A 13,983-nucleotide genomic window follows, 5' to 3' on the forward strand; every position below is an offset into this window, starting at 1 on the left:
CCGCGACATGTGCACCCCAACTAGCTCGCAGCAAAGGTCGTTTTGAGCGCTGAAAACGACGTTTACTGCGAGCTAGTTGGGCTCCGGCGCCGCGGGTGACAGTAGCTTCAGTAGTTGCGCCGGTGCTTGAGCCGGGGGATGGTAACGGCGAAGACCGCAGCTGCCGCGAAGCCGAGCACTCCGGTGGCGGCTACCCCGGCCCCGAGCGAGGCCAGCGCGGTAACGCCTGAGAGCAGCACCGGGCCGCCGGTGGCGCCGGCGTCGGCCATAAACCGCCAGATGCCCAGGAACTGTCCGCGGCCGTTGTCCGGTGAGAAGTCCGCCCCCAGCGTCATGTTCAGGCCCGAACTGATCCCGTTGCCGAAACCGATCAGCAGAGCCGCGAGCAGCAGCCCCACAAAGCCGGAGCTAAGCGGGATCAGCAGCATGGCGGCTCCCATGATGAGGGTAGAGGGAACAGCGACCCACTGCCGTCCCTTGCGGTCCATGAGTTTGCCCGCCGGGTAGAAGACCAGCATGTCGATGGCACCGGAGAGTCCGTAGATCAGCGACGCCTGGGTCGCGTCCATCCCGAGGTGCTCGGCCCAGAGCGGGATCACCACCTGCCGGGACGCCCGCAGCGCACTGAGCAGCAGCACGCCCATGCCGACGGTCAGGAAAACCCCGGCGTGGGAGACGGCCACACTGCGCAGCGTCGCCTGCCGGACGGGGACGCCGTCCACCGCCGGCGTGGCCACAAGGTCCGGGATGGTCACCGAGAGGGCCGCGGCCGCGGCCATCGCCACAACTCCGACCCAGTAGGCGCCGGTGATGCCGGCGAACTGCATCACTGCAGCGCCGATGAAGGGTCCGATGAAGATGCCAACCCGGTTGACGCCGCCGAGCGTGGATAGGGCACGCGCCCTGAGCAGCACCGGTACCGCCTCGGTCAGGTACTTCTGCCGGGCCAGTGCGAAGACGCTCGCCGCCATACCAACGACGAGCATCGCACCAGCGAGCAACCAGAGCCCCTCGGGCACCCGGGGAGCCAGTGCCGCGGCGGCAAGGGCGACGGCGGCCGCGGCCGCGGCGCCGACAATGGCCCAGCGTTCGCCGAACTTCAGGGTGATGAGCGAGGCGGGGAGGTTGAAGAGCCAAGAGCCGAGGCCGATCAGGGTGACCACCAAGGCGGCGACGGCCACCGAAGCACCGAGGTCGCGGGCCGACAGCGCCACAACGGGCAGGATCGCTCCCTCGCCGATGCTGAACAGCAGGGCCGGGCCGAAGGCCGGGACGGCGATGCTGCGGAGACTGAAGGGGGCGGTATGCGTGGTCATCCCCTTCATCCTAGGACTGGCTGCGGTCCTGGCAGCTCAGGCCTCGAAGTGGGTTCGGACTTCCCCGCCGGTGAGGTTCCGGAGCACCCCGGCCGCGATGTCGCGGAGCTTCTGGTTCCGGTTGCTGGAAACCTTGGTCAGGATGCCCATCGCTTCCTCCTGGGAACAGCGGTTCTGGGCCATCACGACGCCGCAGGCGAGATCGATGGAGGTGCGGTGCTCCATGGCGGCTTTGAGGTCCTCGGCCCGGGACTGCGCCGTGCCGATCCGGACAGCCAAGCGGAGGGAGCGGCCGGCGAGGTCGGCGAAGCCGGACGCTTCGGCAATAATTTCCGCCGTGAAAAGCCCGGTACTTGAGCCGAAGAAGTTCAGGGCGGCAGCCGCATCCTCGCCGATTTCCAGGGGCACCCCCAGGACACTGCGGCAGCCTTGCGCCGCGAGCTCCAGCTGGTAGCCGGGCCACCGCGGATCGGTGGCGACGTCGGCCAGCAGGGTCACGGAGCGTGTCCGCAGGGCTTCGATGCACGGGCCGTCGCCCATGCTTTGTTCGATCCGGTCCAGGACCACCGCCCGGGGGCTGCTCCCCGCCACCGTCATGGTCTTCTTGCGGCGCTGCAGTGTCACGCCGCATTCGATCCCGGCGCCTGCGGCGTGGCTGAGTGTGGCCGCCGAGAATTCCGCGAGGCGGCCGAGGAAATCCTCGACGTTCTCCGTTCCCATCAGAAGGTCCTGCAGCTGCAGGGCGGCTTCGTCCCCGACGTTGTTAGTCATGCCTCAATCTAAGCCGGTCCCCGGGGCGAAACAACTTAGCTGGCCCCGCCGTCCAAAGCCTAGAGGTAGCCGTCCACGATTGCCGCAGCGATTTCACGGTAAGCGCGCCGGGTTTCCGGGCGGAGCACATCGAGGGTGACAAGGTCGCCGTCGGCCACGCCGCGATCATGCGGCACGGCGATCAGCTGGCGGCAAATGCCGGACAGGTGGTCCTCGATCGCGTCTTTGTCTACCCGGGAGGAGACCTCGTCCTTGTCCGTGATGACCACGATGGCGTTGCGGGCCAGTTCTTCGTAGCCGTGGTCGGCGAGCCAGTGCAGGGTGCTGCGCGCGCGCTTGGCGCCGCTGACGGCGTAGCCTGCCGCGATGATCAGGTTGTCCGCCGACTGCAGGATGCCGCTCATGGCGTTGTGCGTGACGCCGGTTCCGCAGTCGGTCAGGGCCACCGAGTAGTACCCGGAGATGAGTTTGCGGATCTGCAGGTATTCCTCGGCGGTCAGGGAGTCGGAAACCTCGGGGTCCTGTTCACCGGCAATCAGGTGCAACCGGCCCGCATGATGCATGTACCGGGCCAGGGCCGTGAGGGAATCAATTGATTCGATGTTCTTCAGCAGGTCTGTGATGGTTCGCGGGCTCTGCTGCTGATAGATGCCCTCGCCGAGGGCGCGCTCCACGAGGTCCCCGGAGTCAGGGTTGGCGTCGATGGCACACGGCGGGTCGCCGCGGAACTCAGCCAGGGTCAGCCCGACGCCCACGGTCGTGGAGGTCTTGCCGATGCCGCCCTTCAGGCTCAGGACGGCCGTGTTGTAACTGCCCTGGAGCTGCCGGGAGATGCGCCTCGCCAGCTCGTCTTCTTCGCGCTGGCGTGCGCTCGGACCCAGGTTCACGCCGCCGCCGGTCAGGGCGTAGAGGGCACCGCGGAGTCCGCCGACCGGGCGTGGCTTCTGCTCGCGGACAAAGAGCCCCGGGGAACTAATGAAATCGGGGGCGGGCGCGCTCAGGGCGGCAGCCCGGCTGGCAGAGCGAGTGGCCCGGCTGGGGAGGGCCGGCACGGCAGGGGCACCTTCCGGCGCCGCCGGAAACGCCGACCGGCGCGACGCGGGGAAGGAGCGCGGCTCGGACGCCGGGTCTTCCAACGCCTCGCCGTCCGGATCTGCCGGCGGGTTGGCATCGGAGGCGGCCGACGCCGGCGGGACTGCTGGCGGCTCGGGCGCGGAGGGGACCTCCCGGATGACGGGAACGGCAACCGTGGCGGCTTGTCGTTCGTCGGCCGCTTCCGCGGCCTCAGCCCAGGAATTACGGCGCAGCGGACGGGCCGCTTCGCTCTCGACGGGGTCAGAGGTGGTGATTGGCATGGTTCCTGTCCGGGCGTCGGAGTCCCCGCCGCGGCGGCGGTCACGCCGGCGACGAAGTTCGGGTTGTTCTACCTGCGCGCCGGCCTTGGCTGTGTTGTTGTCCACCGGATCGGGCATATTGGTCCCCCCTGGGACTCACAGCGCAGACCGCTGCGGTGCTCGTTTGAATTGGTTCAACCCCAATTCTAGGCGCTGTCCCGGGTGCCCCTGCCAATAGCGGTCCCGGGCAGCAGGCTCAGCGGCGCGCCCGGGTCTCCTGCAGGCGCCTGATGAACCAGCGGGACTGCACCGGCCCGTAGGGCAGGATGGGGATGGCCTTGGTGGCGTCGTCCGGCGTCTCCCGGGTCGCCTGGGTGGCCTGCCGCACCGCCGTGGTCATGGTGTTGGCCATGGTCTTGACGAACTGGTCGCTGCACGGCTCGCCGTGGCCAGGGATCAGGAACTCATAGCGGTGGCGCAGCGCCGAGAGATGGCGGAGGGCGTCGGCCCACTCCTCCGGGTAGGAATCCTCAAAAGAAGGCTGCGAGCCGTGCTCCACAAGGTCACCGGCGTAAAGTGTGGTGGCCGTTCCCACCAGCAGGTCGCCGTCCGTATGACCGCACCCGAGGTAGAAGAACGTAACGCTTTGGCCGCCGAGGTCCAGCAGGACCGGCTGATCCTTAACGATGGCGTTGGGAACGACGATTTCGGTGTTGCCGCCCTCGCCGGCAGCCATTTCCGGCTCGCCGGCAACAACCGCGCGGCGCTGGCTGCCGCCGTTCTCGGCGATTTCCGCAGCACAGTTCTCATGCGCCCAGAACTCTGTCGCGCCAGCTTCGGCGAACACGGCGTTGCCGAAGAAGTGATCATGATGGGCGTGCGTGTTGACAACAACAAGCGGCAACTGTGTCTTTTCCCGCACGGCGTCAAGGATCTCGCGTCCCTGCCGGGGTCCGCTGCCGGTGTCGATCACCAGGGCTCGTTCAGAGCCGACCACCAGGCCTGTGTTGAGCAGGGAACCTTGGGTGGTCAGGACGTAGTTGTCCGGGCCAGCCTCGAGCCATCGTGACATTAAATCTCCGTATTCCGCGGTGTTCCGGCGTCGTTGGTGCGATGTTCTGCCCCCGATTCTACCCACGGAGCCTGAACGGGGGCCGGGAATGAAGGCCTTGTCCCGCAGCTAGGCAGGCGGATGCCCGGGAAACGTACCCGCTCCCGGGTGTTCGCCTGCCCCGCTGCGGGCAGTGCCTAGGCTGGCAGGATGCCCGAGCGGCTCAGGAGCGCCCGGGTTTTCGGATGTTGCGGGTCAGTGAAAATACGGGCCGGCGGCCCCTCCTCCACGATGACGCCCTGGTCCATCACGACAATTCGGTCCGCAATGTCCCGGGCGAATTGCATCTCGTGGGTCACGATCACCATGGTGGTTCCCTGCTGGGCGATCTTCTTGATGACAGCGAGGACCTCCCCCACCAGCTCGGGATCCAGCGCCGAGGTCGGCTCATCGAAGAGCATCACGGCAGGATCCATGGCGAGGGCACGGGCAATCGCAACCCGCTGCTTCTGGCCGCCTGAAAGCTTGCTGGGATAGTTGTCCATCTTCTCGCCCAGACCCACCATTTCCAGGTTGGGGACAGCGATCGCCCGGGCCTCGACCGCTGAGAGCTTCTTGACGTCCCGGAGGGGCGCCATGACATTTCCCAAGGCCGTCTTGTTCAGGAACAGGTTGAAATGCTGGAATACGAAGCCAATGTCGGTCCGTTTTTGGGCCGTGATGGATGCTTTCTCGGCGACCAGTTCCCCGTTGCGTTCGTCGTAGCCGATCAGGTGTCCGTTGACGTAGATACGGCCGGCATCAATCGTCTCGAGCTTATTCATGCAGCGCAGCAAGGTACTTTTGCCGGATCCACTTGACCCCAGGATGGCGATCGTCTCGCCGCGGTGAACCACGAGATCCACGCCCTTGAGCACTTCGACCCTTTTCTGCACGTGGGGCTTGCCCCTGAGCCGCTGCCACAGGTTCGGCTTGGTCTCCGAGACGAAGGTCTTGTGGACGTCCCGGACATCAATAATGGTCTCGTCAGCCATTGGCCCGTGCCTTTCGTTCAAGCACTACCACAACGCGCGAGAGTGGAAGGCTGATAATCAGATAAAGTATGGCCGCGGCGGTGTAGATGGCCGTGGTCTGGAAGGTCTGGCTGTTGAGGATGTTGGCCGTCTTCAGGATCTCGGTCACTGCAATCACCGAGGTCAGTGCCGTGTCCTTGATCATGGCGATGAAGTAGTTGCCGATCGGCCCCATGGAGACCACGAAAGACTGGGGAATAACCACCTTCCACAGCGTTTTGCTGGGGGTGTACCCAAGGGACAGCGCAGCCTCGGTCTGGCCGTGCTCCACGGACAGGATCGCGGACCGGAAAACCTCGGACAGGTAGGCAGCGTAGTTCAGCCCAAGTCCGAGGATGCCGGCCGGCACGGGCTCAATGCTGACGCCGATGCTGGGGAGCACAAAGAAGATGTAGACCAGCTGGACCAGCAGCGGAGTGCCGCGGATGACCTCGAGGTAGACGGTGGCGATAGCGCGAAGGATCTTGAGCGAGGAAATGCGTGCCAGGGCCACCAGCAGGCCGAGCACGAGGGCCAGGACCATGGCGCCGAGGGCCAGTTGAATGACAACGGGAACCGCCTGAAGGAGGGCTGGGAACACGGCGAAGGTGTTGTTAATAAAGTCCACTTGGAATCCCTAAATGAGGGTCGGCCAGGGGCGGCGGGCAGTGTTGGGGATGCCGCCGCCCCTGCGTGATTCTGAAAGTTATTTGCTCATGTTCGAGTCGTCCAGGCCGTACTTCTTGAGGATCTCAAGGTACTTGGGGGTCTTCTTGAGATCTGCCAGTCCGGAATTCAGGTCCGCCAGCAACTGGGTATCATCCTTGCGGACGCCGGCGCCGATGATGCCCGGGTAGAACGGCTTGTACGGGGAGACGAGCTTCAGCTTCGGGTTCGGCTTCTGGACCAGGCTGTAGCCGATCACTGCACTGTCGGTGAAAACAGCATCAACCTGCTTGTTCTCCACGGCGGCGAGCAGGGCTGCCTGCGAGTCGAAAAGCTTAACCTGGCTGCCACCGAGGCTGTCCACCAGGTCCTTGAATACGGTGCCGGTCTGGGCGCCGAGGACCTTTCCCTTTACATCGTCGCGTGAGGTCAGGGTTGAATCGGAGGGGACCACCATGGCTTCACCCTCGGTGTACCAGGGATCGGTGAAGTTGATTTGTTTCTTGCGGTCATCGGTGATGTACATGGCGTCGACGATCACGTCCGCCTTCTTGGCATTAAGCGCCGCGATCAGCGTAGCGAACTCGGAGGTGAAGACCTTGACCTTCCAGCCTTTGGCTTCGGCGATGGCATTGATCATGTCCCCATCGATGCCTTTGAGCTCTCCGCTGGCCTGGTCGGTAAAAGAGAATGGCGCATCGTTGGACGTCGCGATGGTGATGGTCTTTTGGTCGGCGCCACCCCCGCTGCTTGCGCCGCCTGTTGAGCCGCAGGCGGTCATGGCCAGGGCGACTGCAACACCCATCGGCACGAGGGCGGCGAATCGGGTGCGGAGCGTTTTTGTCTTAGTCATGACGGGCCTTTGTTAGAGATTGTTGTCTATCGGATGAAGCGGTCGAGGCGGAGTGTGGCGGTGGCCTTGTGGGCTGCCATGCCTTCGGCGTCCGAAATCGTTGTGACGTAGTTGGCCAGACGCGGGGTTGCGTCTTTTTCGACCCGCTGGAAAGTGAGCGGTTTGAGGAAGCGCGCCACGGAGAGCCCGGCGGATGACCGGGCACCGCCGCCGGTGGGAAGTACGTGGTTTGTGCCGGACGAGCCCTTGTCCGAGTAGGCCACGGTGGACCATGGCCCCAGGAAGATGGAGCCGTAGTTGCGCAGGTTCCCGTGATAGTACGCGTCGTCGGCGGTCTGGATTTCCAGGTGCTCCGGCGCCAGGAGGTCCATAATCTCCACCGCCGTTGCCCGGTCTTCAGCCACGTAGACGGTGCCGTAGTCCCGCCAGGCCGGCCCGGCGATGTCGCGGGTGGCCAGCGTCCGCAGTTGTTTGTCGATCTGCCGGATCACCTCTTCGCCCAGCTCGCGTGAGGTGGTGACCAGGGACGCCGGTGACTGCGGGCCATGTTCGGCCTGGCCGAGGAGATCGGCGGCAACCAGCTCTGCGTCGGCGGTTTCGTCGGCGATCACGGCGACTTCCGACGGGCCCGCCAGCAGGTCAATACCGACTCGACCGAAGAGTTGCCGCTTGGCCTCGGTGACGTAGGCGTTGCCGGCACCGACAAGTATGTCCGCTGGCTGTTCGTCCAGGAGCCCGAAGGCCATGGCGGCCATGGCTTGCACACCCCCGAGGGCGAAGGCCCGGTCCACGCCGGCCAGATAGGCGGCATAGAGGACGGCGGGGTTCCCGCCGTCGGGCCCGGCAGGCGGGGTGCAGGCCACGACGTTGCGAACGCCGGCCGCCTTGGCGACCCCAACCGTCATAAAGGCACTGGCCAGGATGGGGAACCTTCCCGCGGGGAGATACGCTCCAACGCGCCCCACGGGGACGTACTTCTGGCCGACAAAAACGCCGGGGAGCAGCTCGGTTTCAAAATCACTGAGGTGTTCGCGCTGCTCCACCGCAAATAGCCGGGTCCGCTCTGCGCTGGCCACCAGGGCCTCCCGCAGTTCCGTAGAGAGCCCGTCGCCGGTTTTAGCCAGAGCGGCCTGGCTAAGTTCAAGGTTGGAGCCCTGCCATCCGTCGAGGTGCCGAGCGTACTTAAGCACGGCGTCCATTCCGTTGGCCTCAATGTCAGCGAGCATCGCGGACACCGTCTCCACGACGTCGGGAAGCCGCTGGGCGGGAACGCCGCCAATGGCCGGGCTCTTCAGGACCAGGAAACTGCCCTGTATGTGAGCCGCATCACGGCTGGATATCTGCATAGGTCCAAGCTACTCAGTCCGTTCCTATCGCACAACGGGACGCTAACGAGTGCCAGCCATAGGGTGACCCGATGGCTGGCGGCTTGTGTTTCGCGCAGGTAACAGACCCGCGGTGGTATCTCCCGGCGCCACAAAACCCCCGCATTCCGCTCGCTGACTAGAGTGGGCCCATGACCCTTGCGCAACTACGGGCCTTCCTCGCCGCCTATGAGCTCGGTTCTTTCACCGCCGCGGCACGAAAGCTGGAAACAAGCCAGGCTTCCGTCTCCGAGCTCATCAGCAGGCTGGAACACGAGCTTGAGCACAGCCTCTTCATTCGGGGCGGGCGGCGCCTTCTTCCCACGACGGCTGCCGTTGAACTGCAGGTGCATGCGTTGCAGTCCGTCACCTCTTTCGACAACGGCGTGGAGGCACTGAAATCCATGTCTTCACTGGAAGGGGGCGTCTGCACGTTCGGCGTTCTGCGTTACGGCGCGTACTACGACCTGGCCGACCTGGTGCAGCGGTTTCACCGGCGCTACCCCAAGGTGAAGGTGCGCCTCATCGGACTGAACTCCTTGGCAGTGGCCGAGTCGGTGGCCTCCGGCGAAATTGAGGCCGGGCTGATCGTCCTGCCGGTTGCAGAGGCCGGCCTTCAGGTCAGGCCGCTTTTTCGTGACGAAGTTTTTTACGTGTCGGCTACCCGTAATCCATCGCGCGGCCCCGTGACCATTGAGGAATTCGCCGAGTCGAAGCTGGTGCTCTATGACGCCTTTGCCGGCTGGCGCGATCCCACCCGGCGGCAGATTTTGGAGCGTGCCCGGCTCAAGGGGCTGAAAATCGATGCGGCAATCGAGGTGGAACATGTCGATACCGCCCTGGGCCTGGTTGCCGCCGGCGCGGCCGACAGTTTTGTCCCCCACGCATTGGTTAGCGCGCCGGGTTTTCCGAAAAACGTTCACGCTGTCCCTTTTGCAGAACCATTGTTCGACACAATTGCCCTTGTCCAACGGGAGGGCGCCTATCTTTCCCCGGCAACACGGAAGATGGCGCAAATGGCAGCCCGGACCTTGCTGTCCAAAGTGCCGCCGGGCCAGGACATCAGGCGGGCAACTGTGCGCTAGTCCGGCCGCCAGCGGCCGCTTGCCCCCGGACCAGCGCCTCCGGCAGGCGCTGGTCCGGGTCCCCCGTTCCTCACAAATCGGCCAGTACCGACCCCGGGTTCTCGATCGCGTCGGCCACAAAACGCAGGAAGCCGCCGGCGGTTCCGCCGTCGCAGACGCGGTGGTCGAAGGTGAGCGTCAGCTCGGTGACCTTGCGCACGGCGAGTTCGCCGTTAACTACCCAGGGCTTGTCGATGATCCGCCCGACGCCGAGGATGCCTACCTCGGGGTGGTTGATGATCGCGGCCGAGCCGTCGACCCCAAAGACGCCGTAGTTGTTCAGCGTGAACGTGCCGCTGCCCAGTTCCGCGGGGGTTGCCTTGCCCTCGCGGACGACGCCGGTGAGCCGCCGGATTTCGGCGTCCAGTTCGCGGGCGCTGAGTTTGTCTGCGTTGCGCACGGACGGCACCATCAGGCCGCGGTCGGTCTGGGCCGCGAAACCGAGGTTGACGCCGTCGAAGGCCACGATCTCCTGGCCGGCCCCACCGGCGGTGTCCCCGGCGCTGACGATCCGGGAGTTCAACTCCGGAAACTTCTTGAGGCCGGCAGTAACAAAGCGGGCAATGAACGCCAGCAAGCCCGGGGTGTGGTCCGGGTCGGCGTTCTTCAGCGCGGCGCGCAGCTCCACCAGCGCCGTGGCGTCGACATCGACCCAGACCGTGGCCTCCGGGATCTCGGACCGGCTGCGCGCCATGTTCGCCGCGACGGCCTTGCGCACGCCGCGGACAGCCGTGCGGCCGGAGATCCCAAGCCCCGTGCGGGCATCCGTGTCCGTGATCGCGGTAGCCACATCCGTTGCTACCGCCGGCGTTTCGACCGGGCTGGTTCCGGCAGGCTCAACCGCAGGCGCCGGCTTGATGAACGCCTCAACGTCGCGGCGCATAATAAGCCCGCTGGCTCCCGAGCCTTGGAGATCCCCCAAATCAACCCCATGGTCCCGAGCCATCCGCCGGACCAGCGGAGAAATCACAGCCCCCAGCTTCCCGGGAACCCGGGTCCGCATAAGCAACAGATCATCGGCAGCCTTCTCGGCCTCAGGCACCTGCGCCACAGCCCGCTTGGATGCCCGGGTCCGCCGGGCAACCCCATGCCCACCCGGAGTCCCGTAGCCAATGAGGACATTCCCGGACCCGGCCTTCTCCTCCTCGCGGTAGGTCTCTGCCGCGGCATCTTGGGTTGCGGCCGGCTCAGCCACCGTGGCTGCGGCAGACTCAACCGCGGGAGCCGCACCAACCGGCATCACCGAGATCAGCGGCTTCCCGACGTCGAGCGTCTGGCCCGGCTCGCCGTGCAGCACGGCGACGGTGCCGGCGTAAGGGGAGGGCACCTCGACCATGGACTTGGCCGTCTCCACTTCGGCGATCGGCTGGTCGACGCGGATATCGTCGCCCACCTTCACGAGCCAGCTGACCAGTTCGGCTTCGGTGAGGCCCTCACCAAGGTCCGGGAGGAGGAATACTTTCGGTTCGCTCATGGTCAGTTCTCCCACTGGAGGTCGTCAACGGCGTCGAGGATACGGTCCACGCCGGGCAGGTAGTAGTGCTCAAGCTTGGGCGCCGGGTACGGCACATCAAAGCCCGTGACCCGGCGGATCGGCGCGGCGAGGTGGTGGAAACAGCGTTCCTGGACCCGGGCCACGATCTCGGAGGCCACCGAGGCGAAGCCGTGCGCTTCGGCGATAACCACCGCGCGGCCGGTCTTGCGGACCGAGGCGCAGACCGTCTCGTCGTCGAAGGGCACAATCGAGCGGACGTCGATCACTTCCAGCGAGCGGCCTTCCTCGGCGGCGGCGGCAGCAGCAGCCAGCGCCGTCGGGACGGACGGTCCATACGCGATCAGCGTCGCGTCGGTGCCGGGGCGGGCGACGGCGGCGCGGCCTTCCGAGGACGTGCCGCGTTCGGTGTTCGCGGCATGTTCGGCCCGGAGCGCGTCCAGGTCCACCTGGTCCTTGGACCAGTAGAGCTTCTTCGGCTCCATAAACATCACCGGATCATCGGAATCGATGGCCTCGCGGAGCATCCGGTAGCCGTCCGCCACAGTGGCCGGGGTGAAGACCTTAAGCCCGGCGGTGTGGGCGTAGTAGGCCTCGGAGGAATCACAGTGGTGCTCCACTCCCCCGATGCCGCCGGCGTAGGGAACCCGGATGACCATGGGCAGCTTCACGCCGCCCTTGGTGCGGTTGTGCATCTTGGCAACGTGGCTGACGATCTGTTCGAACGCCGGGTAGGCGAAGGCGTCGAACTGCATCTCGATGACCGGGCGCATGCCGTTCATCGCCATGCCCACGGCCATGCCGACAATGCCGGACTCGGCCAGCGGGGTGTCGAAGCAGCGGCTCCTGCCGAAGGTTTTGGTCAGACCGTCGGTGATGCGGAAGACGCCGCCGAGCATACCAACGTCCTCGCCGAAGACCAGGACCGAGGCGTCGGCATGCATGGCGTCGGCCATGGCGGCATTCAGTGCCTTGGCCAGGGTAATGGTCTGCGGGCCGGTCTGCTCGGCCTTGACCGCTGCCGTTTCCGCGGCCTGAGCGGTCGCGGCGCTGACGTTGCCGTTCGCCTCGGACGAGGTGGTGATGGTGGGGCTCATTTCGCGGCCTCCGTCGCTGATGCGGCGTCCCGGGCGAGTTCGTCGGCGAGCATTGCGGACTGCTCCTTCAACTGGGGAGTGGGAGTAGAGAAGACGTATTTGAACAGGTCCTGCGGATCGACGGGGACCTCCTCGCTGAGTCCTTCGCGCAGCTGCGTGGCAACGGCTTCGGCCTTCTCTGCAATAGCGGCGGTGCGGCCGTCATCGAGCAGTCCCCGGTCCGTCAGGTAGGTCTTCATCCGGCTCAGCGGGTCTTTCGCCACCCATTCGGCGACCTCGCTGTCCTGCCGGTAGCGGGTGGCGTCGTCGGCGTTGGTGTGGGCCTGCATCCGGTACGTGTGGGCCTCGACAAGCAGCGGTCCGGAGCCTTCCCGGGCCAGCTTGACCGCCCGGCCCAGCACCGCGAGGAGGGCCACGACGTCGTTGCCGTCCACCCGTTCGCCGGCCATCCCGTAACCCACGGCCTTGTGGGCGAGCGACGGTGCAACCGACTGGTGCGCGAGCGGCACGGAGATCGCGTACTGGTTGTTCTGGACGAAGAACACAACCGGCAGGTGGAAGACGGCCGCGAAGTTCAGTGCCTCGTGGAAGTCGCCTTCGCTGGTGGCGCCGTCCCCGCACATGGCCAGGACAACGGTGTCCTCGCCGCGGAGTTTGGCGGCGTGGGCGACGCCGACGCCGTGCAGGAGCTGGGTGGTCAGCGGGGTGCACTGGATACCGACCTTGTGCTCGGCGGGGTTGTAGCCGCCGTGCCAGTCGCCGCGGAACAGCGTCATGGTCTGGACGGGATCCACACCGCGTGCCATCACGGCCACGGAGTCACGATAGGTGGGGAACATCCAGTCGCCGTCGGACAGGCAGAGTGCCGCTGCGACCTGGCAGGCCTCCTGGCCGTGACTGGAGGGGTAGACGGCCATCCTGCCCTGCCGGACGAGGGCTGAGTTCTGATCGTTGACGCGGCGCCCGACGACGAGCTGCTCGTAGGCGGCCAGCAGTTCCGCCCCGCCCGGCAGGCTGTACTCGTGGCCGGGCTGGGTGCCTTGCTCGGTGTGGGGGTTCAGTGTGCCGTCCGGACCCACCATTTGGATCTGGTGCCGGGCGGGCAGCATGTAGTCCTCGACCGTGATGCCGAATTTGCGCACGGCCTCATTGGCCGCGCCTGCCATCTGGTCCTGCGCTGCGGGCTGCGCAGGGTGGTCTGCGGAGATCGTCATTGGTCCGTCCTTCTGTAGCCACTATTCACTCCAAGTATGGGGCTGGGCGATGTTTCGTATCCAGCTCTCGCGGAAATCGTGGAGAAGTCCAGAGAATTGCCTTACTCTAGAAGACAAATCGTAGATGTGAGCTGGATTACCGGCGGGGGTTGTGGACAAATGGCAGAGGACGGGGCGGACCAGGCCGCGGTGCCCTTGGATGATGTGGACCGGAACATCATCGCGGAACTGACCAGGGACGGGCGGATGTCCGTCACGCAGGTCGCGGAGAATGTCCACATCTCCCGGGCCCACGCCTACACACGGATTGCCCGGCTGACCGGCGAGGGTGTGCTGACCAAGTTCACGGCACTGGTCGACCCGATTAAGGCCGGCCTGAAGTCCTCGGCCTACGTCACCCTGAAGGTCCGCCAGCATTCCTGGCGGGAACTGCGGGAACTGCTGCGCGCCATTCCAGAGGTGCACCACATCGCCTTGGTGGGTGGCGACTTCGATGTCATCCTGCTGGTGCGCGCCGTGGACAATATCGATCTGCGCCGGGTGATCTTCGACCAGCTGCAGTCCATGCCAGGGGTGCTGGACACACAGACGTTTTTGGTGTTTGAGGATGTCGATACGCGGTAGCCAGGCGTTGCGGTTTCAGTTGACG

The 13,983-nt window shown here is 65.6% G+C and carries 13 protein-coding genes; 2 read left to right on the plus strand and 11 right to left on the minus strand.

Translation table 11 applies throughout. From position 1 onward, the window contains the following. Window positions 1-107: 107 nt before the first annotated feature. The 8 genes from QI450_RS13335 to hisD form a co-directional block, all read right to left on the minus strand. Entirely contained in the window at window positions 108-1,316 is a 1,209-nt protein-coding gene (locus tag QI450_RS13335) for an MFS transporter (RefSeq protein WP_226775717.1), read from the minus strand. A 36-nt stretch (window positions 1,317-1,352) separates the two neighbouring features. Continuing rightward, on the minus strand, window positions 1,353-2,087 hold the full coding sequence (locus QI450_RS13340) for a GAF and ANTAR domain-containing protein (protein WP_226775718.1): 735 nt from the start codon (window positions 2,085-2,087) through the stop codon (window positions 1,353-1,355). A gap of 59 nt (window positions 2,088-2,146) precedes the next feature. Then, window positions 2,147-3,559, minus strand: a complete 1,413-nt coding sequence (locus QI450_RS13345; RefSeq protein ID WP_226775719.1) for a MinD/ParA family protein — start codon at window positions 3,557-3,559, stop codon at window positions 2,147-2,149. Window positions 3,560-3,677: 118 nt separating this feature from the next. Next, window positions 3,678-4,493, minus strand: a complete 816-nt coding sequence (locus QI450_RS13350; protein WP_226775720.1) for an MBL fold metallo-hydrolase — start codon at window positions 4,491-4,493, stop codon at window positions 3,678-3,680. A gap of 176 nt (window positions 4,494-4,669) precedes the next feature. After that, window positions 4,670-5,506 carry an amino acid ABC transporter ATP-binding protein gene (locus QI450_RS13355; protein WP_226775721.1) on the minus strand — a complete coding sequence of 279 codons (837 nt, stop codon included), beginning with the start codon at window positions 5,504-5,506 and terminating at the stop codon, window positions 4,670-4,672. Continuing rightward, the gene (locus QI450_RS13360) at window positions 5,499-6,152 is read right to left on the minus strand and encodes an amino acid ABC transporter permease (RefSeq protein ID WP_226775722.1); all 654 of its coding nucleotides are present in this window, start codon (window positions 6,150-6,152) and stop codon (window positions 5,499-5,501) included. Before QI450_RS13360 ends, QI450_RS13355 begins: the two co-directional genes overlap by 8 nt. A gap of 78 nt (window positions 6,153-6,230) precedes the next feature. Continuing rightward, the gene (locus QI450_RS13365) at window positions 6,231-7,043 is read right to left on the minus strand and encodes an ABC transporter substrate-binding protein (protein WP_226775723.1); all 813 of its coding nucleotides are present in this window, start codon (window positions 7,041-7,043) and stop codon (window positions 6,231-6,233) included. Window positions 7,044-7,069: 26 nt separating this feature from the next. After that, the gene (hisD, locus tag QI450_RS13370; RefSeq protein WP_226775724.1) at window positions 7,070-8,389 is read right to left on the minus strand and encodes a histidinol dehydrogenase; all 1,320 of its coding nucleotides are present in this window, start codon (window positions 8,387-8,389) and stop codon (window positions 7,070-7,072) included. A 170-nt stretch (window positions 8,390-8,559) separates the two neighbouring features. Here hisD and QI450_RS13375 point away from each other — a divergent pair, with 170 nt between their 5' ends. After that, window positions 8,560-9,492 carry a LysR family transcriptional regulator gene (locus tag QI450_RS13375; protein ID WP_226775725.1) on the plus strand — a complete coding sequence of 311 codons (933 nt, stop codon included), beginning with the start codon at window positions 8,560-8,562 and terminating at the stop codon, window positions 9,490-9,492. Between the two features lie 70 nt (window positions 9,493-9,562). On the opposite strand, the gene QI450_RS13380 is transcribed toward QI450_RS13375, so the two are convergent. The 3 genes from QI450_RS13380 to pdhA are packed head-to-tail and all read right to left on the minus strand — an operon-like array spanning window position 9,563 to window position 13,334. Continuing rightward, entirely contained in the window at window positions 9,563-11,005 is a 1,443-nt protein-coding gene (locus tag QI450_RS13380) for a dihydrolipoamide acetyltransferase family protein (protein ID WP_226775726.1), read from the minus strand. Window positions 11,006-11,007: 2 nt separating this feature from the next. Then, window positions 11,008-12,120 (minus strand): transketolase C-terminal domain-containing protein, encoded by a 1,113-nt coding sequence (locus tag QI450_RS13385; protein WP_226775727.1) that lies wholly within the window; start codon window positions 12,118-12,120, stop codon window positions 11,008-11,010. Then, window positions 12,117-13,334 (minus strand): pyruvate dehydrogenase (acetyl-transferring) E1 component subunit alpha, encoded by a 1,218-nt coding sequence (gene pdhA / locus QI450_RS13390; RefSeq protein WP_226775728.1) that lies wholly within the window; start codon window positions 13,332-13,334, stop codon window positions 12,117-12,119. The genes QI450_RS13385 and pdhA overlap by 4 nt, the downstream gene beginning before the upstream one ends. Window positions 13,335-13,493: 159 nt before the next feature. On the opposite strand from pdhA, the gene QI450_RS13395 reads away from it, so the two are divergent. After that, window positions 13,494-13,958: an Lrp/AsnC family transcriptional regulator gene (locus QI450_RS13395; RefSeq protein WP_226775729.1), complete on the plus strand. Its 465-nt coding sequence runs from the start codon at window positions 13,494-13,496 to the stop codon at window positions 13,956-13,958. Window positions 13,959-13,983 lie beyond the last annotated feature (25 nt).

The sequence above is a fragment of the Arthrobacter sp. EM1 genome (genome assembly GCF_029964055.1).
GTDB lineage: Bacteria > Actinomycetota > Actinomycetes > Actinomycetales > Micrococcaceae > Arthrobacter.

Coding starts and splice junctions, on each gene's coding strand:
- QI450_RS13355 (WP_226775721.1), bottom strand. CDS start 5,506: ATGGCTGACGAGACCATTATTGATGTCCGGGACGTCCACAAGACCTTC.
- QI450_RS13365 (WP_226775723.1), bottom strand. CDS start 7,043: ATGACTAAGACAAAAACGCTCCGCACCCGATTCGCCGCCCTCGTGCCG.
- pdhA (WP_226775728.1), bottom strand. CDS start 13,334: ATGACGATCTCCGCAGACCACCCTGCGCAGCCCGCAGCGCAGGACCAG.
- QI450_RS13385 (WP_226775727.1), bottom strand. CDS start 12,120: ATGAGCCCCACCATCACCACCTCGTCCGAGGCGAACGGCAACGTCAGC.
- QI450_RS13350 (WP_226775720.1), bottom strand. CDS start 4,493: ATGTCACGATGGCTCGAGGCTGGCCCGGACAACTACGTCCTGACCACC.
- QI450_RS13395 (WP_226775729.1), top strand. CDS start 13,494: ATGGCAGAGGACGGGGCGGACCAGGCCGCGGTGCCCTTGGATGATGTG.
- QI450_RS13335 (WP_226775717.1), bottom strand. CDS start 1,316: ATGACCACGCATACCGCCCCCTTCAGTCTCCGCAGCATCGCCGTCCCG.
- QI450_RS13375 (WP_226775725.1), top strand. CDS start 8,560: ATGACCCTTGCGCAACTACGGGCCTTCCTCGCCGCCTATGAGCTCGGT.
- QI450_RS13345 (WP_226775719.1), bottom strand. CDS start 3,559: ATGCCCGATCCGGTGGACAACAACACAGCCAAGGCCGGCGCGCAGGTA.
- hisD (WP_226775724.1), bottom strand. CDS start 8,389: ATGCAGATATCCAGCCGTGATGCGGCTCACATACAGGGCAGTTTCCTG.
- QI450_RS13380 (WP_226775726.1), bottom strand. CDS start 11,005: ATGAGCGAACCGAAAGTATTCCTCCTCCCGGACCTTGGTGAGGGCCTC.
- QI450_RS13340 (WP_226775718.1), bottom strand. CDS start 2,087: ATGACTAACAACGTCGGGGACGAAGCCGCCCTGCAGCTGCAGGACCTT.